Origin of the sequence: Lonsdalea populi (assembly GCF_015999465.1) — a bacterium.
In the GTDB taxonomy this organism is placed as follows: domain Bacteria; phylum Pseudomonadota; class Gammaproteobacteria; order Enterobacterales; family Enterobacteriaceae; genus Lonsdalea; species Lonsdalea populi.
Genome location: NZ_CP065534.1, coordinates 246,691 through 272,596, shown reverse-complemented (window position 1 = coordinate 272,596; position 25,906 = coordinate 246,691). Strand labels below are relative to the sequence as shown.

Sequence of the window (25,906 nt, the reverse complement as noted above, 5' to 3'; positions counted from 1 at the left end):
TGATGATGAATTCCGAACTCGATTGGAACAAGATAGATACCGTGCTGCTGGACATGGACGGCACCTTGCTTGACCTCGCTTTCGACAGCTACTTCTGGCTGCAACTGGTGCCGCAATCGCTCAGCGAAAGGCGCGGCATCTCGTTGGAAGAAGCGAAACAGCAGATGGCGCACGAATATCAGTCCGTCCAGCATACGCTCAACTGGTACTGCCTCGACTACTGGAGCCGGCAGTTGGATCTCGATATACGCCAGATGACGCGAGACATCGCTTCACGCGCCCGGCTGCGGGACGACACCGCGCCTTTTCTCCGAGCGTTAAGAGACAGCGGCCGCCACACGGTTTTGCTGACCAACGCTCATCCGCATAGCCTGTCGGTCAAAATTGAACGCACGGGACTCGATCAGCACCTTGATTTATTACTTTCCACCCATACTTATGGCTTTCCGAAAGAAGATCAGCGTTTATGGCAGGCAGTACAGGCTCAGATTGGGTTTGACCCGGCACGGACCTTGTTTGTTGATGACAGCGAACCCATTTTGGATGCGGCCAAAACGTTCGGGATCGGCTACTGTCTGGGCGTCAGCAACCCGGACTCCAGTTTGCCCGAGGAAAAAACGTTCCATCGCCATCCGGCGACCAACGATTACCGGACGCTGATCCCCGCCTTCGCAGGCGCAACTGGTTTTTGAGGAGCATTTATGAGCAAAGCCAGCCAGCATGAAGATAACAGCGCTGTCCGGCTGGATAAGTGGCTGTGGGCGGCCCGTATTTACAAAACCCGCGCCGTCGCCCGCGATATGGTCGAAGGCGGCAAGGTTCACTACAACGGTCAGCGCAGCAAGCCCAGCAAACTGGTCGAGCTGAATGCCGAGCTCAAATTACGTCAAGGCAACGACGAACGCACCATCGTGATCCTGGAGATCGGCGCACAGCGCCGATCCGCGCCTCAGGCACAGGCGATGTACCGGGAAACCGAGGTCAGTATTGAAAAACGGGAAAAAATGGCGCAGGCGAGAAAAATGAACGCGCTGTCCATGCCCCACCCCGACCGTCGCCCAGATAAGAAAGAGCGCCGGGATTTGATTAAATTTAAATACAGCGATGCGGAATAACCTGCCGTCGCCGCGAGAAAATATTATGTCCACACACGATCAATTGCACCGTTACCTGTTCGAAAGCCACGCCGTTCGCGGTGAACTGGTCACGGTCAGCGATACGCTCCAGCAGGTGCTGGAAAATCACGACTACCCGGCGCCAGTGCAAACGCTGCTCGGCGAACTGCTGGTGGCCACCTGCCTGCTGACCGCCACGCTGAAATTCAGCGGCGACATCACGGTCCAGCTACAGGGCGATGGTCCGCTGAAGCTGGCCGTCATCAACGGCAATAACGCGCAGCAGATGCGCGGCGTGGCTCGTCTGCAGGGGGACCTCGCCTCTGAAAGCACGCTGCACGACATGATCGGCAACGGCTACCTGGTGATCACCATTACACCGACCGAAGGCGAGCGCTATCAGGGTGTCGTCGGTCTTGAAGGCGACACCCTGGCAGCCTGCCTGGAAAACTACTTCCAGCAGTCAGAACAGCTGCCGACGCGCCTGTTTATCCGTACCGGCGAGCACGACGGCAAACCTCGCGCCGCCGGTATGCTGCTACAGGTGCTTCCGGCTCAGGAAAGCAGCCGGGACGACTTCGACCATCTCTCGCAACTGACGATGACCGTAAAAGGCGAGGAGTTATTTTCTCTGCCGGCCAATGAGGTGCTGTACCGCCTGTATCATCAGGAGGAGGTGACGGTGTACGAGCCGCAGCCGGTGAGTTTCCACTGCCACTGCTCGCGCGAACGCTGTGAGAACGCCCTGCTGACGTTGTCAGAAAGCGAAGTGGACGATATTTTGGCGCAGGACGGCAACATCGACATGCATTGCGATTATTGCGGTAGCCATTATGTCTTCGATGCGGCCGACATCGGCGAAATTCGTCAGTCCGCCTCACCCACCCATCGGCACTAATCCCATCGGTCCAGAGGGCGCCGTCAGGCGTCCTTTCCTCGCAATCTGTGCTCGATATCACATTTTTATTACTTTTACGTCACAATATTAAGCAAAGTTATTAAAGAATTTATTTAATTTTATGATAGTTATCGTAGTTAAAATAAGCTCTGGCCCTACACTATTAGGCAGTAGGACAACCCCCATTGAGGAGTAGCCACATGGAGATTAACGGCCAGATGTCACAGGCGTTTTCCGCTTACGGCATTCACGATATCCGCGAACTCGTCTATAACCCGAGTTACGATTTACTGTTTGAAGAAGAAACATCCCCTACATTAGAAGGTTACGAACGCGGCATCGAAACTGAACTGGGTGCGGTTGCCGTCGACACCGGTATTTTCACCGGCCGCTCTCCGAAAGATAAATACATTGTCCGTGATGACGTGACGCGCGATACCGTCTGGTGGGCCGATCAGGGCACCGGCAAAAATGACAACCATCCGCTTAGCCAGGATGTCTGGCTTCAGTTGAAGCAGTTGGTCGGCGAGCAACTCTCCGGGAAACGCCTTTTTGTCGTCGATGCCTACTGCGGCGCCAACCCCGATAGCCGACTGAAAGTCCGCTTCATCACCGAAGTCGCCTGGCAGGCGCATTTCGTGAAAAACATGTTTATCCGTCCGAGTGAGGAAGAGCTGTGCGACTTCGTCCCGGACTTTACCGTGCTGAACGGCGCGAAGTGCACCAACCCGCACTGGCGGGAGCAAGGGCTGAATTCGGAGAACTTTGTCGCCTTTAACCTCACCGAAGGTATCCAGTTGATCGGCGGAACGTGGTACGGCGGCGAAATGAAGAAAGGACTATTCGCCATCATGAACTACCTGCTGCCGCTGAAAGGCATTGCCTCCATGCACTGCTCCGCCAACGTTGGCGAAGCGGGCGACGTTGCGGTCTTCTTCGGCCTCTCCGGCACGGGTAAAACCACCCTGTCCACCGATCCTAACCGCCAGTTGATCGGCGATGACGAACACGGCTGGGACGACGACGGCGTCTTCAACTTCGAAGGCGGCTGTTACGCCAAAACCATCAGGCTCTCGCAGGAAGCCGAACCGGATATCTACGGTGCCATCAAGCGAGACGCGCTGCTGGAAAACGTGACCGTGCGGACGGACGGCAGCATCGACTTCGACGACGGCTCAAAAACCGAAAACACCCGGGTTTCCTATCCGATCGATCACATTCTGAATATCGTCAAACCGGTTTCCAAAGCGGGTCATGCCACCAAGGTTATTTTCCTGACCGCTGACGCGTTCGGCGTGCTGCCGCCGGTGTCTCGTCTGACGTCCGATCAGACGCAGTATCACTTCCTGTCCGGCTTCACCGCCAAACTGGCCGGAACGGAGCGCGGCATCACGGAGCCAACCCCGACCTTCTCCGCCTGCTTCGGCGCCGCCTTCCTCACGCTGCATCCCACGCTGTATGCCGAAGTGCTGGTGAAACGGATGCAGGCCTCCGGTGCACAGGCTTACCTGGTGAATACCGGTTGGAACGGCACCGGCAAACGTATTTCCATCAAGGATACGCGAGGCATTATCGCCGCTATCCTGAATGGCAGCATTGAAGAAGCGGAAACGAAAACGCTGCCTATCTTCAATTTGTCTATCCCGACCACGCTGGCCGGTGTGGACCCGTCGATTCTGGATCCGCGCGATACCTATGAGAGCGCCGCGCAGTGGGAAGCGAATGCAGAAGATCTGGCTCAACGCTTTATCGCCAACTTTGACAAATACACCGATACCCCGGCAGGCGCGGCGCTGGTCGCCGCCGGTCCGAAGATCTGAAGCGTTGTTAACTCAATCACGACGCATGCCTGCAACCGCAGGCATTTTTTTTATCCAATGACCGTCGAAAAGAACACTTAGTAGGAGTCCGGCGCTAACGCGTGCAGACGGATTCAATGAGGCCTCGAGTCACGGAAATGGGGCCAGCAGAGGAGATGCAGGAGCAATGAGATAACGCTCGCTGTTTTCGCGTCTGTCATCCAGGCCAACGCTAAGCCTACCAACGATAGCGGGCGGCTTAACCGGGAAGCGGGCTTTGACGACGCGGAAATACGTTGAGAGATCGCCGGTCGGGAAACCGGCGGTAGAAAGGCATGATTATCTTTAGGCGCCAGGAAAATTGTCCGCCGTGGCGGTCGGTTCGAGAGTCGTTCTGGCATAGGCCAGCGGCAGATAGACTCTGATTAACAGCCCCTCCCGTTCGCTGCTGCCGACTTCCAGTGAACCGAGATGCGCGTCGATGATACGCTGCACGATGGCCAGTCCCAGACCGGTACCGCTGGTGCTACGCGCGCTGTCACCGCGGACAAACGGTTGAAACAGGTATTTAAGATCTTCGGGGGCGATACCGTCGCCGTCATCCTCCACCTGGAACCAGGCGCGCTGAAGTTCGCTGCCGCTACTGACGCGGATCCAGCCGTTGCCATAACGAGACGCGTTGACAACCAGATTCAGCGCCGCGCGTTTGATGGAAAGCGGGCTGGCATAGACTAACAGCTCACCCTCCCAAAACTCGCTGTCTATTTGACGTTCATAGCCGCTTTCCGAAGCGACCACCTCGCCCAGAATACTGTTGAGGTCGGCGATCTCCATCTGCATCTCCTGACCGGTACGCAGATAGTCGATGAACTGTTCAATGATGGCGTTACACTCTTCGATATCCTTGTTAATCGACTCCGCCAGATATTCATCCTCTTTATCCATCATCTCCGTCGCCAGACGAATACGAGTGAGCGGCGTTCGCAAATCGTGGCTGACGCCCGCCATCAGCAAGGTGCGGTCGTCCGCAAGAAGCTTGACGCCGGCCGCCATCTGGTTAAAGGCACGGGTCACCGACCGCACTTCGGACGCGCCATACTCCCGCAGCGGCGGCGGAATAATCCCTTTTCCGACCTGCAGAGCGGCGTGCTCCAGCTCCACCAACGGGCGATTCTGCACGCGGATAAACAGCCAGGCGCCGCCGATCACCAGCAGCATAATCGCCAAGGTATAACGGAAGAGCGGCGAAAAATCGCCCTGATGAATCTCGGTCAGCGGCACGCGGACCCAGATGTCGGGAGACAGCCAAGTTTTCAGCCACACAACCGGGGTATTTTTACTGACTTCGACCCGCACTTCTGTCGGGCCGCCCAACTGCTGCGCCATCTGCTGGCTCAGAAACTGATAGTGCTGCGCCCAGCGCAACCCACTCTCTTCCGCCGCGGCATTGGTATACAGCGAAATGCCCAGCTCCCGGTAGATTTCTCGCCGAAAGGCCGGCGGCACTTCCAGCGCGGAGCCGTCTTCCAACTGCAGTTTATCGGTCATCAACATCCTGACCTCGTAGGCCAGCACCTTGTTGAACTGCTGCAAACTCGGCAGGATCGCGAAATTCAATACGACCAGATAGGTGGTCACCAGGCTGACAAACAGCAAGGTGACGATCAGCAACAGCGTGCGGGCAAAGGAGCTGCGCGGAGAAAAGCGCCAGCGTCTCATGCCTTACTGCCGTCCGGGACGAAGACGTAGCCCAGACCCCAGACGGTCTGAATATAACGCGGGTGGGCCGGATCTTCCTCGACCATGCGTCGCAGGCGGGAAATCTGTACGTCGATGGAGCGCTCCATCGCGCTGTATTCGCGACCACGGGCCAGATTCATCAGCTTATCGCGAGACAAAGGCTCACGCGGATGGCTGACCAACGCCTTCAAGACGGCAAACTCGCCGCTGGTGAGCGGCATTGGCTCATCGTCGCGGAACATTTCGCGCGTCCCCAGATTCAGCTTGAATTTGCCGAAAGCGACAATCGCTTCTTCCTGAGACGGCGCGCCCGGCAGTTCATTAGCCTGACGGCGCAGTACCGCGCGAATACGGGCCAGCAGTTCACGCGGGTTGAACGGTTTCGGAATATAGTCGTCTGCACCAATTTCCAGCCCGACGATGCGATCCACCTCTTCTCCTTTCGCGGTCACCATGATGATCGGCATCGGGTTGCTCTGACTGCGCAGGCGGCGGCAAATCGACAGGCCGTCTTCGCCCGGCAGCATCAGGTCCAGCACCATCAAATGGAAAGACTCGCGCGTCAGCAGACGATCCATCTGTTCCGCATTAGCGACGCTGCGTACCTGAAACCCTTGTTCAGTGAGATAACGCTCCAATAACGCACGCAGACGCATATCGTCATCAACGACCAGAATTTTGTAATTCTCTTGCATTTTATTCTCCAAAGACGGGATGAACGCCTATGTTGATCTTGTTCAAAACGTGTTAAATACTGGACAATGTTTTCTGGTATATATTCTAATCATAATTGTTACAGACCATATAAAAATACGTTGTAATCAAACATTTCCTTTGTCCATATTCTAAGATAATGACATATAGACAACATTAATTCCGTTATCGTTGATAGATGATTCGTCGCAATACCGAGATTTAATAACATAGATTTTTAACCGAGACGTATGAGAACCGATCTTATTACCCGTGAAGGATACGAATCCCTGCATCAGGAGCTCAATTACCTGTGGAAAGAGCGCAGACCGGAAATCACAGAAAAAGTCGCCTGGGCCGCCAGTCTGGGCGACCGTAGCGAAAACGCCGACTACCAGTACAACAAACGTCTGCTGCGTGAAATCGACCGGCGCGTCCGCTACTTGCGCAAACGCCTGCAGGTGGTGCGAGTGGTGGATTACTCGCCGCAGCAGGACGGCAAAGTCTTTTTCGGCGCATGGGTAGAGGTAGAAAACGAAGACGGCGACGTGAAACTATTCCGCATTGTCGGCCCGGACGAAATATACGGCCGCAAGGACTACATCTCCATCGACGCGCCGATGGCGCGGGCGCTGCTGAAAAAAAGCGTCGACGAAAAGGCGGACGTTCCGACACCGACCGGGAGAAAAACCTGGTACATCAATAAAATCGCCTACGGTATAACAGCCCCATAGCGCTGCTATCACGTACCACACATCTGCTTCCCACATTCTCACGCCAGGCGTGATGCGTGAAAATATCCCCCCCCTATAGCCAATGCAACGATAAAGCGCCTGAATGCGTATTTCCCTACGGCGCTTATCTCACCGGGAAATAACCGTATCCCCGCTTAAAAACGATATTTTTCCCACTTCGTCAACGTATTCTTTTTACCCCTCCAGCGAAATATAACGCTCAACATCGCGGCGCTGGGTAGCGTTATTTTGCAGCGGTGAAAGAACACCTCTCGCGTCGCAGAAACACCAACATCACCGGTTCAATCCAGTTTGAAATATAGATGTCATTTTTATCACTTACCGTGACCTTTGTTGTTCATGGAGATCTGAATATGTTCAGCGTAGACACCTTATTGCAGAATCTGGCTCCGCATAGGCACACGCCAACCTGGCAACGCGCGGTATTACGAACGCTGTTATTTGAGCAGGAAATGCAGCAGTTCGCCCAACGACATCCCCATCTGCGGGGGCTCGATCTGGTTGAAGAAATACTGGATTATTTCGACCTTAATTGTGAAATGGTCGAAGGCGATTTGGAAAATATTCCCAGCCATGGCCCGGTGGTTTTGGTGGCAAATCATCCCATCGGCTCACTGGACGGACTCGCCCTGCTGCGCCACGTCGCCAGCGTGAGGCCGGATGTCCGCATCGTCGCCAGCCAGCTGCTTTCCTACCTAGGACCGCTGAAATCGCTGTTCTTCCCCGTCGACAACTTCAGCAACCGCACCCGTCGCCGGCAAATCGCCAACATCCAAAATCATCTCAATCAGGATGGCGCCGTCATTCTGTTCCCCGCCGGCGAGGTATCACGCATCAGCCTGCACGGGATCCGCGACGGTCACTGGCACAGCGGGTTTGTCCGGATCGCGGCCAAAGCGCGGGCGCCGATTATTCCAATTCATGTCAAGGGCCGCAACAGCGGACTGTTTTACCTCTCCTCCCTGATTTATCGCCCGTTATCCACGCTTCTGCTGGTGAGGGAGATGTTCCACCAGCGCGGCAATACGCTGAGCCTGCGCATCGGCCCACAAATCCCTTACGCGACCTGGAGTCAGGGAGAATGGCAGGCCAACGATATGGCGGCCCGTTTCCGCCGCCATGTTTACCGGTTGGGTCAGGGCAAGCCGGGCTGCTTCGCCGGAGAGAAACCTATCGCGCTGCCGGAAGACCGGTCGCGGCTGAAACAGGCGCTGGTGGAATGCGACCTGCTGGGCACCACCCCGGACGGTAAAACGATTTATCTCTATCAGCGCAAAGACGAAGACTATGCGCCGATTCTGCGCGAGTTGGGACGCCTGCGGGAAATCGCCTTCCGCGCCGTCGGCGAAGGCTGCGGCCAGAGGCGCGATCTGGACCACTTCGACGATCAATATCTGCATCTGGTGTTATGGGACGAAGAGAATCTGGATATCGTGGGGGCCTACCGTTTCACCACCACCGCCCAGCGGGAGCCGCATCAACTGTACAGCCACAGCCTGTTTCAGTACGGCAGCGAGATGGAGACAATACTCGCCAACGGCATTGAGCTGGGGCGCAGCTTCATTCAGCCTAAGTATTGGGGCAAACGGGGGCTGGAATATCTGTGGCTGGGCATCGGCGCCTATGTGGCGCGCTATCCGCAGTACCGTTATCTGTTCGGCCCGGTATCGCTGTCCGGCACGCTGCCCATTGCCGCCCGGGACCTACTGGTAGCCTTCTATCGGCTGTATTTTCCGCCGCGTCAGGCGCTGGCGCGTTCGCGACGTCCTTATCCCGCCTCGTTGCCGGATGTGCTGAAGCAGTTCGAAGGGACAGACTATCAACAAGACCTCACGCGCCTGAAGAGTATGCTCAACAACCTCGGCTGCGCGATCCCAACACTTTACAAACAGTATTCCGAACTGTGTGAAACCGGCGGCGTGCAGTTCATCGACTTCGGTACCGACCCGGACTTCAACAACTGCATCGACGGTCTGGTGCTGGTGGACCTACAGCAGCTCAAGCCCTCTCGTTACCAACGCTATATCGCGCCGTTCGCTGCGGAACCCGCGCACCAGGACGTCTCGGAAAACGACAAAGCCCACGCCCTCGGTTAACCAAGACAAAGCAGGACGCGAACGGTTCGATACCTTTTCCGTCCCGTTTCTTGCGGGCGCATCCTGCAACTTTCTCGCACGTGCGGCTTACGGTCACAACATCAGTTCACACTATTCACCGCCTCGACGCGCCCGCTCGGCGCGTTATTCAACTACGCTTTTTTTGTACAGATACTTCGCCATCGAAGAGATGCCCACGTCGTCGTAAGGAGCGAAAAAGTATGAAGCGAACCGTTGCCGATTTCGTAGCAAAAACGTTGGAAAACGCCGGAGTGAAACGGATTTGGGGAGTCACCGGCGATTCTCTGAACGGGCTGAGCGACAGCCTGAACCGCATGGGCACCCTCGAATGGATGCCGACCCGTCACGAAGAGGTCGCGGCCTTCGCAGCAGGCGCTGAAGCGCAGTTGACCGGGGAACTGGCCGTCTGCGCAGGCTCTTGCGGGCCCGGTAACCTTCATCTGATTAACGGACTGTTCGACTGCCACCGAAACCATGTGCCGGTGCTCGCCATCGCGGCGCACATTCCCTCCAGCGAGATCGGCAGCAACTATTTTCAGGAAACTCACCCGCAGGAACTGTTCCGCGAATGCAGCCACTACTGCGAACTGATTTCCAACCCTGAACAGCTTCCGCAAGTCCTGGCTATCGCGATGCGCAAAGCGATCCTCAATCGTGGCGTGTCGGTCATTGTGCTGCCCGGCGACGTCGCGCTGAAGCCTGCTCCCGAAGACGCGTCAACGGACTGGTATCCTATTCCAGCGCCGCGCGTGCTGCCGGAGGACAGAGAGCTGCACAAGCTGGCCGAGCTACTGAACGGGGTCAAAAACATCACCCTGATGTGCGGCAACGGCTGCGCGGATGCGCACGATGACGTGGTGCAGCTCGCCGCCACGCTACAAGCGCCGGTCGTCCATGCGCTGCGAGGTAAAGAGTATATCGAATACGACAATCCCTACAGCGTCGGCATGACCGGGCTCATCGGCTTTTCATCCGGCTACCACGCGATGATGAACGCGGATACGGTGTTGCTGTTGGGAACGCAGTTTCCCTACCGCGCGTTCTATCCGACGGACGCCAAAATTATCCAGATCGACATCAACCCCGGCAGTATCGGCTCCCACTGCCACGTGGACATGGCGCTGCTGGGCGACATCAAATCGACCCTGACGGCGCTACTGCCGCTGTTGGATCAGAAGAGCGACCGCCGCTTCCTCGATAAGGCGTTGAAACACTATGCCGACGCGCGCAAAGGGCTGGACGATCTGGCGACGCCAAACGACAAGCAGGAAATTCATCCCCAGTATCTCGCCCAACAGGTCAGCCACTACGCCAGCGAAGACGCCATTTTCACCTGCGACGTAGGCACGCCGACCGTCTGGGCCGCGCGCTATCTAAAAATGAACGGTCGACGCCGGCTGATCGGCTCGTTCAGCCACGGGTCGATGGCGAATGCGATGCCCCAGGCGCTGGGCGCGCAGTCGGTCGACCGGAACCGGCAGGTGGTGTCGTTCAGCGGCGACGGCGGTTTTACCATGCTGATGGGCGATTTTCTGTCCGTCGCGCAGCTCAACCTGCCGGTGAAAATCGTGGTGTTTAATAACAGCGTGCTGGGATTTGTGGCGATGGAGATGAAAGCGGGCGGCTACCTGACGGACGGCACCGAACTGCACAATCCCAACTTCGCGGAGATCGCCAACGCCTGCGGCATTAAGGGCATCCGCGTGGAGAAAGCCTCCGAGCTGAACGCCGCGCTGGAAGAGACTTTCGCCCACGACGGTCCGGTGCTGTTGGATGTCATCACCGCCACGGACGAACTGGCGATGCCGCCGGAAATCAAGCTGGAACAGGCCAAGGGCTTCAGCCTGTATATGCTGCGCGCCATCATCAGCGGGCGCGGCGATGAGGTGATCGAGCTGGCGAAAACCAACTGGCTGCGCTAGCCGCCCGCTAGCGACAGACGGTCAGTCGTTTAAGGCGGAACGGAAGTCCCGCGGCGGATGACCGTTATACACCTGACGGGGACGATAGAGGGTCAGCCCCTGCTCATGCATCTCCTTCCAGTGGGCAATCCAACCGCTGGTGCGCCCTACCGCAGCAATGACCGGGAACATCGCGGGGGGCAGGCCCATCGCCTGAAGGATCACCGCCGTATAGAAATCGGCGCTCGGGTAAAGCCGGTGTTCAAGGAAATAAGCGTCGGTCAGCGCCACATGCTCCAGCTCCATCGCCACCTGCAGAAGATCGTCGGCCATGCCCAGTTCGTTGAGCACCTCGTAACAGGTTTTACGCAGGATCGCCGCGCGGGGATCGAAGTGGTGATACACCGAATTGCCGAATCCCATCAGCTGCATTGACCTGCGGCCCTCTTTCGCCCGGCGCACGAACTCCGGAACGCGGTCCACCGTTTGGATCTCGCCCAGCATCCGCATACAGGCTTCGTTCGCGCCGCCGTGTCGCGGCCCCCACATGGACGCCAGCCCCGCCGCAATACAGGCGAACGGGTTGGCGCCGGACGACCCGGACGCCCGCACCGCCATCGTCGACGGACACTGCCCGTGATCGGCGTGCAGGATCAGAATACGGTTCATGGCTCGCTCCAGCACCGGGTTCACTTCATACTTCTCTGCCGGAATAGAGAACAGCATGTGCATGAAATTCGCGGTGTAAGAGAGCCTGTTGCACGGGTACACCGCCGGCTGCTCGATGGAAAACTTGTAGCTCATGGCGGCCAGCGTCGGCATCTTTGAGAGCAGACGCACGGCCGCCAGTTCCCGGTGTTCAGGTTCGTCCACATTCAGCACATCGTGATAGAACGCCGCCAGCGCCCCGACGACGGCACACATCAGCGCCATCGGATGAGAGTCCCGCCGAAAGCCGCTGCACATACGGGCGATTTGCTCGTGGATCAGGGTATGACGGTTGATGGTTTCGTAAAAAGCGTCGTACTCCTGCCGCGAGGGGGCCTCGCCGTGCAGCAGGATAAAACAAACCTCAAGGAAATCGCACTGTTCCGCCAGCTGTTCAACAGGGAAGCCGCGATGCAGCAGCACGCTGTCGACGGGGTCGATATAGGTAATCGCGGACTCGCAGCCCGCCGTATTGGCGAAGCCAGGATCGAAACTGCACAGATTTTTATCTCCCAACGGGCGGACATCAACCGCTGCCCTCCCCATCACGCCGCGGCGAATATCCAGCTCAATCTCTGCCTGCCCGCCCACCGTCAGCGTGGATGTTTTTTCTGTCATGCCTCAATCTCCCGACCGAATGAACGCACTTACCCGTCGTACTGGTGTAGACGGTCTAAAATCAACACGGCATCGCTGCCCTAGTTCAATTAATACGCTAATTCGGCGTTAAGTCACAACAATCTGGCGTAATTTTGATGCAGGTAACCGTTCCCCACAGCCTGCTTGCGCACCGCGTCTGCGTCGGCTGGCATTTTTCGCCGTCAATCCGTATAACTATCGCAAGCTTTTACACCCCTTAATTGAAGACGAGTGATATCAACCTCATGAATGCCTCATTAAGCCATATCATTGCCCAGGAGCTGAACGCACGCACCGAGCAGGTCAGCGCCGCGGTTCGACTGTTGGACGAGGGCAACACCGTTCCTTTCATCGCCCGTTACCGTAAAGAAGTGACCGGCGGGCTGGATGATACGCAACTGCGTCAGTTGGAAGCCCGACTGGGTTATCTTCGCGAGCTGGAAGATCGTCGCCAGACTATTCTGAAATCCATCGACGAGCAGGGAAAACTGACCGACGACTTGGCGCGGTCCATTCGCACCACGCTCAGCAAAACCGAGCTGGAAGATCTCTACCTGCCCTATAAACCCAAGCGCCGCACGCGCGGCCAGATCGCTATCGAAGCGGGCCTTGAGCCGCTGGCGGAGAGCCTGTGGAACGACCCGTCCCAGACGCCGGAAAGCGCCGCTGAGGCCCATATCGACGCCGACAAAGGCGTCGCCGACGTCAAGGCCGCGCTGGACGGCGCGCGCTACATCCTGATGGAACGTTTCTCCGAAGACGCCGCCCTGCTGGCGAAGGTGCGCGACTATCTGTGGAAAAACGCGCATCTGGTCTCCCGCATGGCGGAAGGCAAGGAGGAAGAAGGCGCGAAGTTCCGCGACTACTTCGATCATCACGAGCCTATCGCGCAAGTGCCTTCCCACCGCGCGCTGGCGATGTTTCGCGGTCGCAACGAAGGCATTCTGCAACTGGCTCTCAACGCCGATCCGCAGTTCGATGAACCGCCGCGCGAAAGCTACTGTGAGCAGATCATCATCGACCACTTGGGTCTGCGGCTGAACAACGCCCCTGCCGACGGCTGGCGTCGCGCGGTCGTCAACTGGACCTGGCGCATCAAGGTGCTGATGCATCTGGAAACCGAACTGATGAGCAGCGTGCGCGAAAAAGCCGAAGATGAAGCCATCAACGTGTTCGCCCGCAACCTAAACGATCTGCTGATGGCTGCGCCTGCCGGAATGCGCGCCACGATGGGGCTGGACCCCGGCCTGCGCACCGGCGTCAAAGTCGCGGTCGTGGACGCCACTGGCAAACTGGTCGCGACCGATACCATCTACCCGCACACCGGTCAGGCCACCAAAGCCGCCGCCAGCGTTGCCGCACTGTGCACGAAGCATCAGGTGGAGCTGGTCGCCATCGGCAACGGCACCGCCTCCCGCGAAACCGAGCGTTTCTTCCTCGACACTCAGAAGCAGTTCCCGGCCATCAAGGCCCAGAAGGTGATCGTCAGCGAAGCGGGCGCCTCGGTGTACTCCGCGTCCGAGCTGGCCGCGCTGGAATTCCCTGACCTCGATGTCTCACTGCGCGGCGCGGTCTCTATCGCCCGTCGACTGCAAGACCCACTGTCCGAGCTGGTGAAGATTGAGCCGAAATCCATCGGCGTCGGCCAGTACCAGCACGACGTCAGCCAGACGCTGCTGGCTAAAAAGCTGGATGCCGTGGTCGAAGACTGCGTAAACGCCGTCGGAGTGGATCTGAACACCGCCTCCGTGCCGCTGCTGACCCGCGTCGCAGGCCTGACCCGCATGATGGCGCAGAACATCGTCAACTGGCGCGACGAGAACGGCCGCTTCCTCAATCGTGCGCAGCTGTTGAAAGTCAGCCGTCTCGGCCCTAAAGCGTTCGAACAGTGCGCCGGCTTCCTGCGCATCAACCACGGCGACAACCCGCTGGATGCCTCCACGGTTCACCCGGAAACCTATCCGGTGGTGGAACGCATTCTGGCCGTCACCGAGCGGAAACTGCAGGAGCTAATGGGCGACGCCACGGCGCTGCGCTCATTAAAAGCCAGCGAATTCACCGACGAGCGCTTTGGTATTCCTACGGTGACCGACATCATCAAAGAGCTGGAAAAACCGGGACGCGATCCACGCCCTGAGTTCAAAACCGCCAGCTTCGCCGAAGGCGTGGAGACGATGAACGACCTGCTGCCGGGTATGATTCTGGAAGGGGCCGTCACCAACGTCACCAACTTCGGCGCCTTCGTGGACATCGGCGTCCATCAGGATGGGCTGGTGCATATCTCCTCGCTGGCGAACCGCTATGTGGAAGATCCGCATACGGTGGTCAAGGCAGGCGATATCGTCAAGGTGAAGGTGGTGGAAGTGGATTTGCAGCGTAAACGTATCGCGCTGACCATGCGTCTGGATGAGCAGCCGGGGGAAACCGGCGCGCGTCGAAACAGTACAGACGCTGCGCAGCCACGCAAACCGTCCGCCAGCAAACCGCGTCCGCGTGCGGCCGGGACACCGGCCGGCAACAGCGCGATGAGCGACGCGCTGGCGGCGGCGTTCAAAAAACGCTAACGCGACTAAGAGGGAGATCACGATATTGGATCGCCCAGCCTGTAAAAGGAAAGCCCGCCAGCGTTTTCACGTCGCTGGAAAATGCGGCGCCCGGCACCCCGAACGACAATGCCGCTTGAGGGACGAGAGTCCAGGCATTGAACGCACGAACGGACTGCATGCCGCTCAGGGAGAAGACAAGCAGGGACAGCGGGGTTATCAGCCCCGCTGCAAAACGGACTAACCGCTGCATAAGACGTTACTTCGTCGTGGTGTTGCGGGCATCAATAGCGAGCGCATCGACGATCACCCGGAACAGCTGCGTGTTATCCATATAGCCTCGAATAGCCTCACCGCCAGGGCCGCTGGCCTGAATCACCATATCATCCACGGAATGCACGCCAGCATCCACCGAACGCGGCAGAACGCCTTCGCGCAGGACGGCGCCGGGCACAGAGGCGTAGGTTTTGTTGGCAACGTACTCGTCTTTATCGTTTTTAACCGACGGGACGAACGTACCATCCAGCTTCGGACGGAAGGTTTCGTAATAGTCCGGATAGTTGTTGAAAAAGACCGCCAGACGTTTGGAGACGTTGACGTCATCCGGGTAGCCGTCTTTGTTGGCATCCTGATAGTTGGGGTAGCCCGCCTCTTCATATACGCCGACTTTTTCACGCATCTCCGTTCCCGGCTTGTTGTCGTCCACCGTACCGATAATCGAAATGCCGTGGGTGTGGTCGCCGGTCACGATAATCAGCGTGTCTGAATGGGTTTCCACAAACTTCTTCGCCACCGCCACCGACTGGTCGAGCATGATGGTGTTATAGAACGCGCGTTCCCAGTCCAGCGGGTGAGAAGCCTTGTCGATCAACGCCGACTCCACCATCAGGAAGAAGCCGTCTTTATTTTTGGACAGCACGTCCAGCGCCGCCTGCGTCATGTCAGTCAGGTCCGGCTGGTTGGGGAATTTTCTGATGACGTCGTTTTTCAGGAAGCGACGGTCAAGCACGCCATCCATGTTGCCGGTGTGGAACAGCCCCAACAGTTTGGTGGCGGTCGCGGCGTTCTGCTTCAGCGTCTGCGCGTCGGTCGCCAGCGTGTAACCGGCCTGCTGGAATTTCTCGACGTAGTTGATATCGTCTTTGCGCTTCGAGCCCGGCGCGCTCTTCGGCAGGAAATAGGCGGAGCCGCCGCCCAGCATCACGGTCGGCTGCACGTCGTAAAACATGGACGCGATTTCAGCCTTGTCGGCGCGACGGCGCGTGTGCGACACCACGGCCGCCGGCGTCGCGTCTTCCAGTTCAGCATCGCTGACGATACCGAGCGCCATGTTGGTCGAACGTGTCACCAGCTCTCCCAACGTTTCCTGTTTGGGGTGATCGAGCGAGTTTTTACTGCGGCTGACGTACACCCCGATAGCGTTGACGCCAGACTTGTGGCCAGTCATGTATGCGCTCATGGTGTTGGCGCTGTCCGCCGCGATGGAGTCGGTACTGGACGTGCCGGCGAACGCCATATATTGCAGATCGTCAATCGCCAGTTTTCCGTCGGCCTTCCCTTCCGTCATCCCTTTGGACAGAATGCGCGCCCCGGTGCGATGCGCCACCGACAGGCCATCGCCGATGAATAGGATCACGTTTTTCGCCTTACGCGTCTGTGGAGCCTGATAAACCTCCCAACTGACCTGGGCGGTCTTGCCTTTGGCCTGCGCTTCAACCTTATAGCGTCCTGCCTGTGGCAACGCCACGTCACGGACCCACACGGTGGAGACGGGTTCGCCGTCTTCGCGCTCGACGAACGTGGCCGGTTTGCCCAGCACCTGCTGATAATCGCGGCCGTTGATCTGAATACGGATATCTTCCGGCTTCAGCACCTCGTCGAACTCGACCTTAAAGTCGAAGCGTCCGCCGGCCGGCATGGTCGCGCGGTCGATCGGGTATATCATCTGCGCGTGCGAGAAGCCGGGCAGGGCTGATGAAATCAAAAGGGGAAGTAGCCAACGGAGTTTCATTCTATTTATGTCCTTCGCAGTTGATCATGGTCTGGACATAAGCTAATGATGATTTCTTACATTTTGATGAACCCCGTCACAGGTGGCATCACATGGACAAAATCGCGCGTCCTGGCAATGAGAATGACGGGATGTCTTATCGTGGCGTGGTGAACGCCAGCAGCGCCTCGACCACATTATCGGGATGCGAGATAAACGGCGCATGCGCTGACTTGGGAACGATCACCGAGGTCGACTGCGGCCATCGCTCGTCTAGCAGCGGCACGATAGCGCGGGGTACTAAGCCATCCAGCGCGCCGTAGATCCGCAGGAAAGGCACGGTAAGCGACGCCAACGGCTCCCGCAAGTCCACTTGCGACAATATCTCCAGCCCGCCGTTCAGCACGTCCACCGCCGGCATCGGCTGCTCCAGCACCACGGATTTCAGCAGTCTGGCATCCTGTTTAGCGCTGGCCGTTCCCAGCGTTTGCAGCGCCAGAAAACGCTCTACGGTACGCTGAAAATCTTCCTGCAACTGCTGCTGAAAGCCCGCCAGTACGGTGGGTTTGATGCCCGGCCATGTCTCTTGCGCCTGAAAGCAGGGAGAGGAGGACAACGTCACCAGCGCGGTCACCCGCGCTGGATGAGTCAACGCAACCTGGCTCGCCACCAGCCCGCCCAACGACCAGCCCAGCCAAATAGCTTTCTCAGGCGCGCGTTTCAGCACCTCGGCGGCCATCTCCGCCAGCGGCATCGGCCCAAAACCCTGACTTTGTCCATAGCCCGGCAGGTCGGCGCGGCGCAGGCGAAAATGCGGTGCCAGTCGCGGAATAATGCTGTTCCATACCTGAGCATTCAGTCCCCATCCGTGCAGCAGCACAATGTCTTGTTCGCCTTCGCCTTCCGTCTGCCAATGCAACGTAGCCATGCGTTATTGTCCTTCTTCTCAACGTAAAATAATGATGTCGCGTCGTTTTTAATCATGAGGGAAAACAGGATGTTCACCTTTTTGACGCAGTGCCGGCTTTGCCGGCAGCCGCTGTATGATAGTCATCATGGGATATGCAGTCACTGCCTGCGTCGTCTTCCGCCACCGCCCTGCTGCTGTCCGCGCTGCGGTCTGCCCGCCGCTTCGGCATCGCTCCCCTGCGGGCGCTGTCTGCAACATCCGCCGCCCTGGCATGCCCTGCTGTTCGTCTCCGATTATCGGCCGCCTTTGGATGGGTTGATTAAACAGCTGAAATTTTACGGTCAGGGGGAGATCGCCCCCGCGCTGGCGCGTCTGCTGTGGCTGTGCTGGCGCCAGCGATATCGGCAGTCGGCGCTGAACGCGCCGCATCACCTGTTTCCCCGGCCTGACCTGCTGTTGACCGTACCGCTGCATAGGAGACGGCAGTGGCGGAGAGGCTATAATCAAACGGCGCTCTTGGCCGCGCCGCTGGCGCGCTGGCTACACTGTCGCTACGCGGCGGACGGCCTCACCCGCATCCGCTCCACCCCGCCGCAGAGGCTATTGACCGCCGCGGCCCGCCGCCGCAATTTGCGCGGGGCGTTTTGTTGTACGCTGCCGCTGACGGGTAAACGGGTCGTGGTGCTGGATGATGTGGTCACCACCGGCAGTACGATGGCGGAGATTAGCCGGGTGCTGATGAGGCAGGGAGCGGCGCACATCCAGGTTTGGTGTCTGTGCCGCACCTTGTAGTGACCGGCGGGATGGGCGTATTATAACCAACTGGCGTAGTCAACTATTGAGTTAATATTATGATCCATATTACCGACACTGCTCAGGAGCATTTTGTCAAACTGCTGGCAAAGCAAGAGGAAGGCACCCAGATCCGTGTTTTCGTCATCAATCCCGGCACTCCGAGTGCTGAGTGCGGTGTTTCTTACTGCCCGCCCGATGCCGTTGAGCCGAATGATACCGAGCTGAAGTTTGAGAAGCTGTCGGCCTACGTCGACGAACTCAGCGCCCCTTACCTGGAAAATGCCGAGATCGATTTCGTCACCGATCAGTTGGGCTCCCAGCTCACGCTGAAAGCGCCTAACGCCAAGATGCGCAAAGTGGACGACGATGCCCCGCTGGTCGAGCGCGTGGAGTACGTGTTGCAGTCGCAGATCAACCCACAGCTGGCTGGTCACGGCGGACAGGTGTCACTGATGGAAATCACCGACGACGGTTATGCCATTTTACAGTTCGGTGGAGGTTGTAACGGCTGTTCGATGGTGGATTACACGCTGAAAGAAGGGATCGAAAAGGAGCTGCTGCAGAAGTTCCCGGAACTGGCTGGCGTTCGCGATCTCACCGAGCATCAGCCCGGCGAGCACTCCTACTACTGATTTCCCTGTGCTTCAGGTTGCCGACCCGAACGGGCCGGCAACGGCCTGAGGTTATGTCCCGGTTGGCGCGCCGCCGTTCCTGCTCGGCAGCGGTCTGTTTCGTCGCAGATCGATATCACGCATCAGCCGTTCCAGATAGCTATCCCCGAAGATGGAATCCAGTGACCGACTCAGCTTACGCCGCCAGTTGGGGTATTGCTGTTCTCCGCCCGGTACGCAGACCGGCGTCGCCATATCCAGCCACTCTTCCAGACGCAGTCCCAGCAGGCCGCTGGCGCTTTCCGCCAGGTAACGCTGTACGCCTCGGCTTAGCTGAGCGCTCATCGTCGTCAGCGTCGCATTGCGCCCCACGCGCTGCGGTAGATGTCCATAGTGATGCAATGCGTCCAGCAGCGCCTGTTTAGCCTGCTCACGCGCCTCAAGTCTGCGGCTCAACAGCACGTCACCGGAACACAGGCCCAACTCGTGCGCCAACATCAGATCGATACGCTGCCAGTAGCCCCGCAGCGTCGGTAAATCGTGCGTGGTCACGGTCGCCATCGAGCGCGGCGGATAGTCCTGCGGCGCGTAGAACTCCCCCTGCGGGTTGCGTTCGAAAAACAGCACCCGGCAGGAGTAGATGCGGCTATCGCGCAGTTTGCTGACCATCCCTTCAGGCAAAACGCCCTGCTCATCGCCCATTACCATACAGCGATGACGTTGGCTTTCCAGCGCCAGGATCGCCAGCAGGTCGTCCACGGGATAATAGATAAAGCCGCCGTCTTCCGACCCACGCTCCTGCGGGACCCACCACTCGCGCATCAGCGACGCCACATGATGGAGGCACACCGCGCTGGTGTGCGCCATATTGCTGCGGATCATATCGATGAAAGGCTGGTAGCCGTAGCGCTGCAGCTGAACCGGATTGACCGGTGCCAGAGGCCCACTCTGCCCTTGCGGCATCCGCATTTGCGGCACGGCGCCGATACTGGCGTCGTGGCAAAATAAGGGACGTTCCTGCCAGGAATCGGCGCTACGGCACGCCACCCCTTCCGCCACTTCCCGATAAAGCCCCAGCGGCATCCCCAACTGTTTGCTGTGATCGTAGCAGGCCGCCAGTTGTTCATGAGCCAGCCACTGCAGCCAGCAATAAAACATGATCTCTTCAGCGTGAGACTCTCGAAAGCAGACCACACTTTCCCCCTGCGCATCCTGATAACATTCAGGCCATTGGCTCCAGTCGCTGAATGAGTCGCCTTGACGTTCCAGCCACGCATATAACGCCTCGTAGGTCGCCTGTTGCTGCAATCTGCCGCCGCCGCGGGAGATAAACTGCTGAAAGGCAAGCTGACGCGGATCGAGCGTGCTGCGACGGTTGAAGTGCTGGAACGACAGGCGCAAAGCATCCAGTTTCAGCGCGGTGACCGATCGATAGTCCACCCAGCGGCTGGCGCGAACGGCGGACAACCGACGTTGGGTCTCGTCGCTTCGCCACCACCGCTGAGCCTCCTCGCTCTGGAGGAAATCATTCACATGATTGATGTCGATATAGATGGTGTTGATCCAGTAACGCGACGAAGGGCTATAAGGATTGACGTTATCCGGCTCAGAGGGGGACAGCGCGTGCAGTGGGTTAAGTCCGACGAACGCGCCGCCGCGCCGCGCCACCTCTTCAAGCAACGTTTTCAGATCGCCGAAATCGCCGATGCCCCAGTTATGCTGAGAACGCAAGGTATAAAGCTGTACGGAGACGCCCCACCAGCGTTTTCCCTGCGAGAGCGCCTCCGGCTCATAGCAACACACCGGCGCGATAATCGCCTGGCAGCGCCACCGCCGGCCGTCCTGTTCCAGCGTCAAATGATGATACCCCTGAGGCAAAGGCTCAGGCAGCGTCAGGAATGTCCCTCCCGCGATCTTGCCCTCAATCAGGCCGCCTTGCTCGTAATCGAACGTCCAGCGATAGTGGCCGTTGCCCTGTACCCAGATCGTCACAGGTTCCCCCTCACGCCACACTTTCACCGGCGGAATCGGCTGATCATTGATCCCCTCTGCGCTCAGCAGGCTCAGCAGTTTCGCTTGTGTCGACCTGTCGATTTTCTGGTGGCGACCGGTGTCGTCAACGTAGGTCTCGGCGATGGAAATTCGCCGGGGTATCGTTTTATTAGCCTCTAACGCCATGTTTATTGCTTCCTTAACAACGCATCTGCCCCATACGTTTTGATAATCATGAGTCCGATCGGCCTGAACATTCCCATAAAAGAAAGCGCGATTCACCTGGCGGCACAACAGTCGCGCATCCGGTTGCGGTACAGCGAGTCCACTCGGCTGTGTACGACGGTATAAAAGAACGGGATTGTCGATAGCTTTCCGGGAGAAGCCGGTCAGCCAGCAATCTCCGAGGTCAAGCCATGTGAGCTTCACCCTCGTCAGGCGGTCGCGATCATACTCCTTTAGTCTACGGCTGAGAGCGATTCAGTGGGCGACACCGTCGTTTCGCAATGCTTAGGACGCCGCAGGGCGAACTAAACCTCGAAGGTCACGACGGAGTCTGTCGAGCCAATGTCCAGATGGTCGCCGGTAAGAGTGAGAGGTGCTAACATTTCCTGCATCACGTTACCGGCGGTAGATGGCAGCCTGATCGAACGCCTGGATCCAAACAGGGTCTATCGGAACTATATCTAGCCGATGATTATCATGCAATTGCCGTTGATAGGCATAGCAAGATCAACGCGTTATATCACCGCCGACGGAAAGCGCCGGCGCTCCGGCATCCGGCCATTGCGGCAAGAAAACAGAGGAGCAGCCAACACTTTCGCATTAACACAACGAGAGTTGCACCTTGGATTGTTCGATAATTTTCAGCACGCCGGCGGGCGGCAGCCGATCGGTAAACAAATAATCGATGAGATCCATATTGCCGAGATTCACCATCGCGTTTCGGCCAAATTTGGAGTGGTCGGTGACCAGCATGACGCAGCGGGAATTGTCGATAATCGCTCGCTTGGTGCGCACCTCGTGGTAGTCGAACTCCAGCAGGGAGCCGTCCATATCGATGCCGCTGATCCCCAGAATGCCGTAGTCGAGGCGGAATTGGGAAATAAAGTCCAGCGTCGCTTCGCCGATGATGCCGCCGTCACGGCTACGCACTTCGCCGCCGGCCAGAATCAGGCGGAAATCTTCTTTGCCTTTCAACAGCGTCGCCACATTAAGATTGTTGGTGACCACGCGCAACCCCTTGTGGTTCATCAACGCATGCGCGACCGCCTCCGGCGTGGTGCCGATATCAATAAACAGGGTGGCGCCGTCGGGGATTAGGCTCGCGACCTGACCAGCGATACGGGCCTTTTCATCCGACCACATCATTTTGCGGTCTTGATACTCGGCGTTGACGGAACTGGAAGGCAGCGCCGCGCCACCATGATGACGATGGATTTGATGACGTTCGGCCAGGTCGTTAAGGTCGCGGCGTATGGTCTGCGGGCTAACGGAAAAATGCGCCACCAGCGCTTCGGTGCTCACATAGCCCTGCTGACGCACCAGTTCGATAATGGCCTCATGTCGCTGCGTTTGCTTCATGATTATCTCCTCTTCTCTGCCGACACGCGACGCCCGGTATCCCACCATGCCATCAGCAGTCCCACCACCAAACCGGCAACGTGCGCGCCATTGGCGATGGACATGCCGAACACATCGAAATAGCCCGCGACCAACCACAGGACGGAGAACGCCATCAGTCCGCGCGGTAGATGCAACGGTCCGTCAGGCTGCCGCTCCCCCCGCAGCCAGACATAGCCCGTCAGGGCATAGACGACGCCGGAAAGGCCGCCGAAATAGACGCCGCTGAACCACGACTGCGCCCAACCGCTGAGCGCCGCGGACAGCAGCAGGATCACAAACAGCTTGCGCGTGCCGAGCGTTTTTTCTACCGGCCCGCCGAGATACCACCACCACATCAGGTTAAACAGAATATGCAGCAGTGAGAAATGCAGCAGGATATGGCTGAACCAGCGCCACAGCAGCATCTCCTGCCCCGTGTCCGGGTAGGACAGCAGCAACATCATTCGTTCGATGCCATAGAACTGCATGAGGAGATAAATGGCGACGGTGACGACCAGTACCGCCAACGTCAGCGGTCCCGCGCGCTGACGCAGTTCGTTGGTAAAGGAGAAAGAAGGATAGCGCAATCCCGTGCGGGTGGTGCCGCTTTGCCAACTGGCCGCCTGGTAACGCGCATGCCAGGGCTCATCCATGAAGCGCTCCAGCTCTTTGTCCACCCTCGCCAGCTCGCTATCGTCCTGCAGCCACAGTTCATACTCACCGTCGTTGGCGCGTATCGCCAGCCGAATGTGCTGTGTACGCATATAATCCACGAACGCCTGAGCCTGGCGCGGATTGGGTAAGGCGATAATCCGGATCATGGTGGTTGAGCTTCTCGCTATATCGTTCAATGAGCTTGATTCTAAAACATTTAGCACGGGAAAATCAGCGCCATCCCCAACGAATCCACATCAGCCCGCCGACGTTTCCTCCGGGAAGCGCCGTTGCCAGGCCTCAAAACCGCCGTCCACGCTGTACACGGAGGAAAATCCGAGGCTGAGCAGGTATTGGGCGGCATTGCGACTGCTGATGCCGTGATAACACAACACCATCACCGGCTGCTCGACATCCGCCCCGCCGACAAAGTCGTTCAGCGTGTCGTTGGTCAGATGGACCGCTCCCGGCACGTGCGCGGCGGCGAAACTTTGCGGGTCGCGAATATCAACCAATACCTGCCCTGACTGCCAACGCTGATAGGCCTGCTCTACATCAATCGCCTCAAACTGCTCCATGATTCTTCGCCCGCTTGTTATAAAATTGTGTCTATTGTATCTCACTCCCTCCGCTCAGCCCCACAAAAGCCGGCAGGAAGAACGAATTTCTCTCACCACGGCCCCATTATTGTTAACTGAGTCACGTATAAATGTTTTTATTTGGTTAATCCTTGGCATGTATGTTTGTTTACGATTACTATCGTGAGCGAAAACGAACATTTTATGCGGAATACGGTGGAGGGGAATGTGGAAACCAAAGACCTGATCGTGATCGGCGGGGGAATTAACGGCGCGGGTATTGCTGCGGATGCGGCAGGCCGGGGCCTGTCAGTGCTGCTGTTGGAAGCGCAGGATCTGGCTTGCGCCACCTCTTCCGCCAGCTCAAAACTGATTCATGGCGGCCTGCGCTATCTGGAACACTACGAATTCCGTCTGGTCGGCGAGGCGCTATCGGAACGCGAAGTCCTGCTGAAAATGGCGCCGCATATTATATCGCCGCTGCGCTTTCGCCTGCCCCACGAACCTCATCTGCGTCCCGCATGGATGATCCGCGCGGGGCTGTTTATGTACGATCATCTGGGCAAACGCGTCAGCCTCCCGGCCAGCCGCGGTCTGCGTTTCGGCCCCGAGTCGGCCCTGAAACCGGAGATGACGCGCGGTTTCGAATATTCCGACTGCTGGGTTGATGATGCCCGGCTGGTGGTGCTGAACGCGCAGGAAGTTGAGCGCCACAACGGCATCGTCCGTACCCGCACCAAAGTGACGCGCGCGCGCCGTATCGACGGGCTGTGGCACGTAGAGGCGGAAGATGCGCTCACCGGCGAGACGCACAGCTGGCAGGCCAAAGGGCTGGTGAACGCGGCCGGACCTTGGGTTCGAAGTTTCTTCGACGAAGGGCTATCCCTGCCTTCGCCCTACGGTATCCGGCTGATCAAAGGCAGCCATATTGTGGTGCCGAAAGTCCATAACGAACCGCAGGCCTACATTCTGCAAAATCAGGATCACCGAATCGTCTTCGTCATCCCCTGGATGGATGAATTCTCCATCATCGGCACCACCGACATGGAGTACCACGGCGATCCGCGTCATGTCAGTATTAATGACGACGAAGTCGACTATCTGCTGGACATCTACAACCGCTACTTCAATAAACCACTGACCCGTGATGACATCGTCTGGAGCTACTCCGGCGTGAGGCCGCTCTGCGACGACGAGTCCGATTCGCCCCAGGCGATTACCCGCGATTACACGCTGGCAATCGACGACGATCACGGGCGCGCCCCGCTGCTCTCCGTCTTCGGCGGTAAGCTCACCACGTACCGTAAACTGGCGGAACACGCGCTGGACAAGCTGGCGAAATACTATCCGCAGGCCGGCAAAGCCTGGACGCAGCAGGCGACGCTGCCAGGCGGCGACATTCAGGGCTCCCGCGATGAGTACGCCTCCCGCCTGCGTCAGCGTTATAACCTGCCAGAGTCCCTTGCCAGACGCTACAGCCGCACTTACGGCAGCCAGAGCGAACGGCTTTTGGGCGATGCGCACAGCGTCGGCGACCTGGGCGAACATTTCGGGCATATGCTCTACGAAGCCGAATTGCGCTATCTGGTCGAACATGAGTGGGTTGTCTCGGCGGAAGATGCGCTGTGGCGCAGAACCAAGCTCGGCATGTGGCTGGACGATAATCAGCAGCAGCGCGTCAGCGCCTGGTTGGAGCACGACAGGCGCCAGCGGTCGCAGCAGCACGCCGAGGATGCTATCCCGTCGCGGCATGCCGCAACGGCGGGACCACAGAACCATTAGTGCGTATGTACAGCCCGCCGCAGAATCCTGCGAAAACGCGAGTGCGGTAAGGAAAACAGGCGGGAAGCAGGAAAACGGTAG

The 25,906-nt window shown here is 58.1% G+C and carries 21 protein-coding genes; 11 read left to right on the top strand and 10 right to left on the bottom strand.

Translation table 11 applies throughout. The annotated features are described in order from the left end of the window. The first annotated feature begins 5 nt into the window (after positions 1-5). The 4 genes from yrfG to pckA all read left to right on the top strand — a co-directional run bounded on the left by yrfG (position 6) and on the right by pckA (position 3,833). Entirely contained in the window at positions 6-692 is a 687-nt protein-coding gene (yrfG, locus tag I6N93_RS01230; RefSeq protein WP_085687221.1) for a GMP/IMP nucleotidase, read from the top strand. Positions 693-701: 9 nt separating this feature from the next. After that, entirely contained in the window at positions 702-1,115 is a 414-nt protein-coding gene (hslR, locus tag I6N93_RS01225) for a ribosome-associated heat shock protein Hsp15 (RefSeq protein ID WP_085687223.1), read from the top strand. A 25-nt stretch (positions 1,116-1,140) separates the two neighbouring features. Continuing rightward, positions 1,141-2,013, top strand: a complete 873-nt coding sequence (gene hslO / locus I6N93_RS01220; protein ID WP_085687296.1) for an Hsp33 family molecular chaperone HslO — start codon at positions 1,141-1,143, stop codon at positions 2,011-2,013. 200 nt (positions 2,014-2,213) lie between these two features. Then, positions 2,214-3,833, top strand: a complete 1,620-nt coding sequence (pckA, locus tag I6N93_RS01215) for a phosphoenolpyruvate carboxykinase (ATP) (protein WP_085687225.1) — start codon at positions 2,214-2,216, stop codon at positions 3,831-3,833. A 324-nt stretch (positions 3,834-4,157) separates the two neighbouring features. Here pckA and envZ read toward each other — a convergent pair whose 3' ends face one another. Together envZ and ompR are read right to left on the bottom strand one after the other, a co-directional pair. Beyond that, complete coding sequence (envZ, locus tag I6N93_RS01210; RefSeq protein ID WP_085687227.1) at positions 4,158-5,531, bottom strand: two-component system sensor histidine kinase EnvZ; 1,374 nt, start codon at positions 5,529-5,531, stop codon at positions 4,158-4,160. Then, the gene (ompR, locus tag I6N93_RS01205; protein ID WP_026744242.1) at positions 5,528-6,247 is read right to left on the bottom strand and encodes an osmolarity response regulator transcription factor OmpR; all 720 of its coding nucleotides are present in this window, start codon (positions 6,245-6,247) and stop codon (positions 5,528-5,530) included. Before ompR ends, envZ begins: the two co-directional genes overlap by 4 nt. Positions 6,248-6,496: 249 nt before the next feature. Between ompR and greB the strand changes: the two genes are divergently transcribed. The 3 genes from greB to poxB all read left to right on the top strand — a co-directional run bounded on the left by greB (position 6,497) and on the right by poxB (position 11,039). Continuing rightward, positions 6,497-6,979 (top strand): transcription elongation factor GreB, encoded by a 483-nt coding sequence (gene greB / locus I6N93_RS01200; RefSeq protein ID WP_085687229.1) that lies wholly within the window; start codon positions 6,497-6,499, stop codon positions 6,977-6,979. A gap of 374 nt (positions 6,980-7,353) precedes the next feature. Then, the gene (locus I6N93_RS01195) at positions 7,354-9,096 is read left to right on the top strand and encodes a lysophospholipid acyltransferase family protein (RefSeq protein WP_085687231.1); all 1,743 of its coding nucleotides are present in this window, start codon (positions 7,354-7,356) and stop codon (positions 9,094-9,096) included. Between the two features lie 221 nt (positions 9,097-9,317). After that, positions 9,318-11,039, top strand: a complete 1,722-nt coding sequence (gene poxB / locus I6N93_RS01190; protein ID WP_085687233.1) for a ubiquinone-dependent pyruvate dehydrogenase — start codon at positions 9,318-9,320, stop codon at positions 11,037-11,039. Positions 11,040-11,060: 21 nt separating this feature from the next. On the opposite strand, the gene I6N93_RS01185 is transcribed toward poxB, so the two are convergent. Continuing rightward, entirely contained in the window at positions 11,061-12,344 is a 1,284-nt protein-coding gene (locus tag I6N93_RS01185; RefSeq protein WP_085687235.1) for a citrate synthase, read from the bottom strand. Positions 12,345-12,610: 266 nt separating this feature from the next. On the opposite strand from I6N93_RS01185, the gene I6N93_RS01180 reads away from it, so the two are divergent. Continuing rightward, complete coding sequence (locus tag I6N93_RS01180; protein ID WP_085687237.1) at positions 12,611-14,929, top strand: Tex family protein; 2,319 nt, start codon at positions 12,611-12,613, stop codon at positions 14,927-14,929. On the opposite strand, the gene I6N93_RS01175 is transcribed toward I6N93_RS01180, so the two are convergent. From I6N93_RS01175 to bioH, 3 genes are all read right to left on the bottom strand, one after another. Continuing rightward, on the bottom strand, positions 14,916-15,161 hold the full coding sequence (locus I6N93_RS01175) for a hypothetical protein (protein WP_085687239.1): 246 nt from the start codon (positions 15,159-15,161) through the stop codon (positions 14,916-14,918). The genes I6N93_RS01180 and I6N93_RS01175 overlap by 14 nt on opposite strands. Positions 15,162-15,167: 6 nt before the next feature. Then, positions 15,168-16,919, bottom strand: a complete 1,752-nt coding sequence (locus I6N93_RS01170; protein WP_085687241.1) for an alkaline phosphatase — start codon at positions 16,917-16,919, stop codon at positions 15,168-15,170. A 136-nt stretch (positions 16,920-17,055) separates the two neighbouring features. Then, positions 17,056-17,826, bottom strand: coding sequence for a pimeloyl-ACP methyl ester esterase BioH (gene bioH, locus I6N93_RS01165; protein WP_085687243.1), 771 nt, complete (start codon positions 17,824-17,826; stop codon positions 17,056-17,058). A 69-nt stretch (positions 17,827-17,895) separates the two neighbouring features. Between bioH and gntX the strand changes: the two genes are divergently transcribed. Continuing rightward, a complete protein-coding gene (gntX, locus tag I6N93_RS01160; protein ID WP_085687245.1) occupies positions 17,896-18,600 on the top strand; it encodes a DNA utilization protein GntX in 705 nt (234 codons plus the stop codon). 59 nt (positions 18,601-18,659) lie between these two features. Beyond that, the gene (nfuA, locus tag I6N93_RS01155; protein WP_085687247.1) at positions 18,660-19,235 is read left to right on the top strand and encodes a Fe-S biogenesis protein NfuA; all 576 of its coding nucleotides are present in this window, start codon (positions 18,660-18,662) and stop codon (positions 19,233-19,235) included. 51 nt (positions 19,236-19,286) lie between these two features. Here nfuA and malQ read toward each other — a convergent pair whose 3' ends face one another. The 4 genes from malQ to glpE all read right to left on the bottom strand — a co-directional run bounded on the left by malQ (position 19,287) and on the right by glpE (position 24,043). Then, positions 19,287-21,392: a 4-alpha-glucanotransferase gene (gene malQ / locus I6N93_RS01150; protein WP_085687249.1), complete on the bottom strand. Its 2,106-nt coding sequence runs from the start codon at positions 21,390-21,392 to the stop codon at positions 19,287-19,289. 639 nt (positions 21,393-22,031) lie between these two features. Continuing rightward, positions 22,032-22,790 carry a DeoR/GlpR family transcriptional regulator gene (locus I6N93_RS01145; RefSeq protein WP_085687251.1) on the bottom strand — a complete coding sequence of 253 codons (759 nt, stop codon included), beginning with the start codon at positions 22,788-22,790 and terminating at the stop codon, positions 22,032-22,034. A 2-nt stretch (positions 22,791-22,792) separates the two neighbouring features. After that, positions 22,793-23,632 (bottom strand): rhomboid family intramembrane serine protease GlpG, encoded by an 840-nt coding sequence (gene glpG, locus I6N93_RS01140; RefSeq protein WP_085687253.1) that lies wholly within the window; start codon positions 23,630-23,632, stop codon positions 22,793-22,795. A 90-nt stretch (positions 23,633-23,722) separates the two neighbouring features. Continuing rightward, entirely contained in the window at positions 23,723-24,043 is a 321-nt protein-coding gene (gene glpE / locus I6N93_RS01135) for a thiosulfate sulfurtransferase GlpE (RefSeq protein WP_085687255.1), read from the bottom strand. Between the two features lie 228 nt (positions 24,044-24,271). Here glpE and glpD point away from each other — a divergent pair, with 228 nt between their 5' ends. After that, positions 24,272-25,825, top strand: a complete 1,554-nt coding sequence (gene glpD, locus I6N93_RS01130) for a glycerol-3-phosphate dehydrogenase (RefSeq protein ID WP_085687298.1) — start codon at positions 24,272-24,274, stop codon at positions 25,823-25,825. The last annotated feature ends 81 nt before the right edge of the window (positions 25,826-25,906 follow it).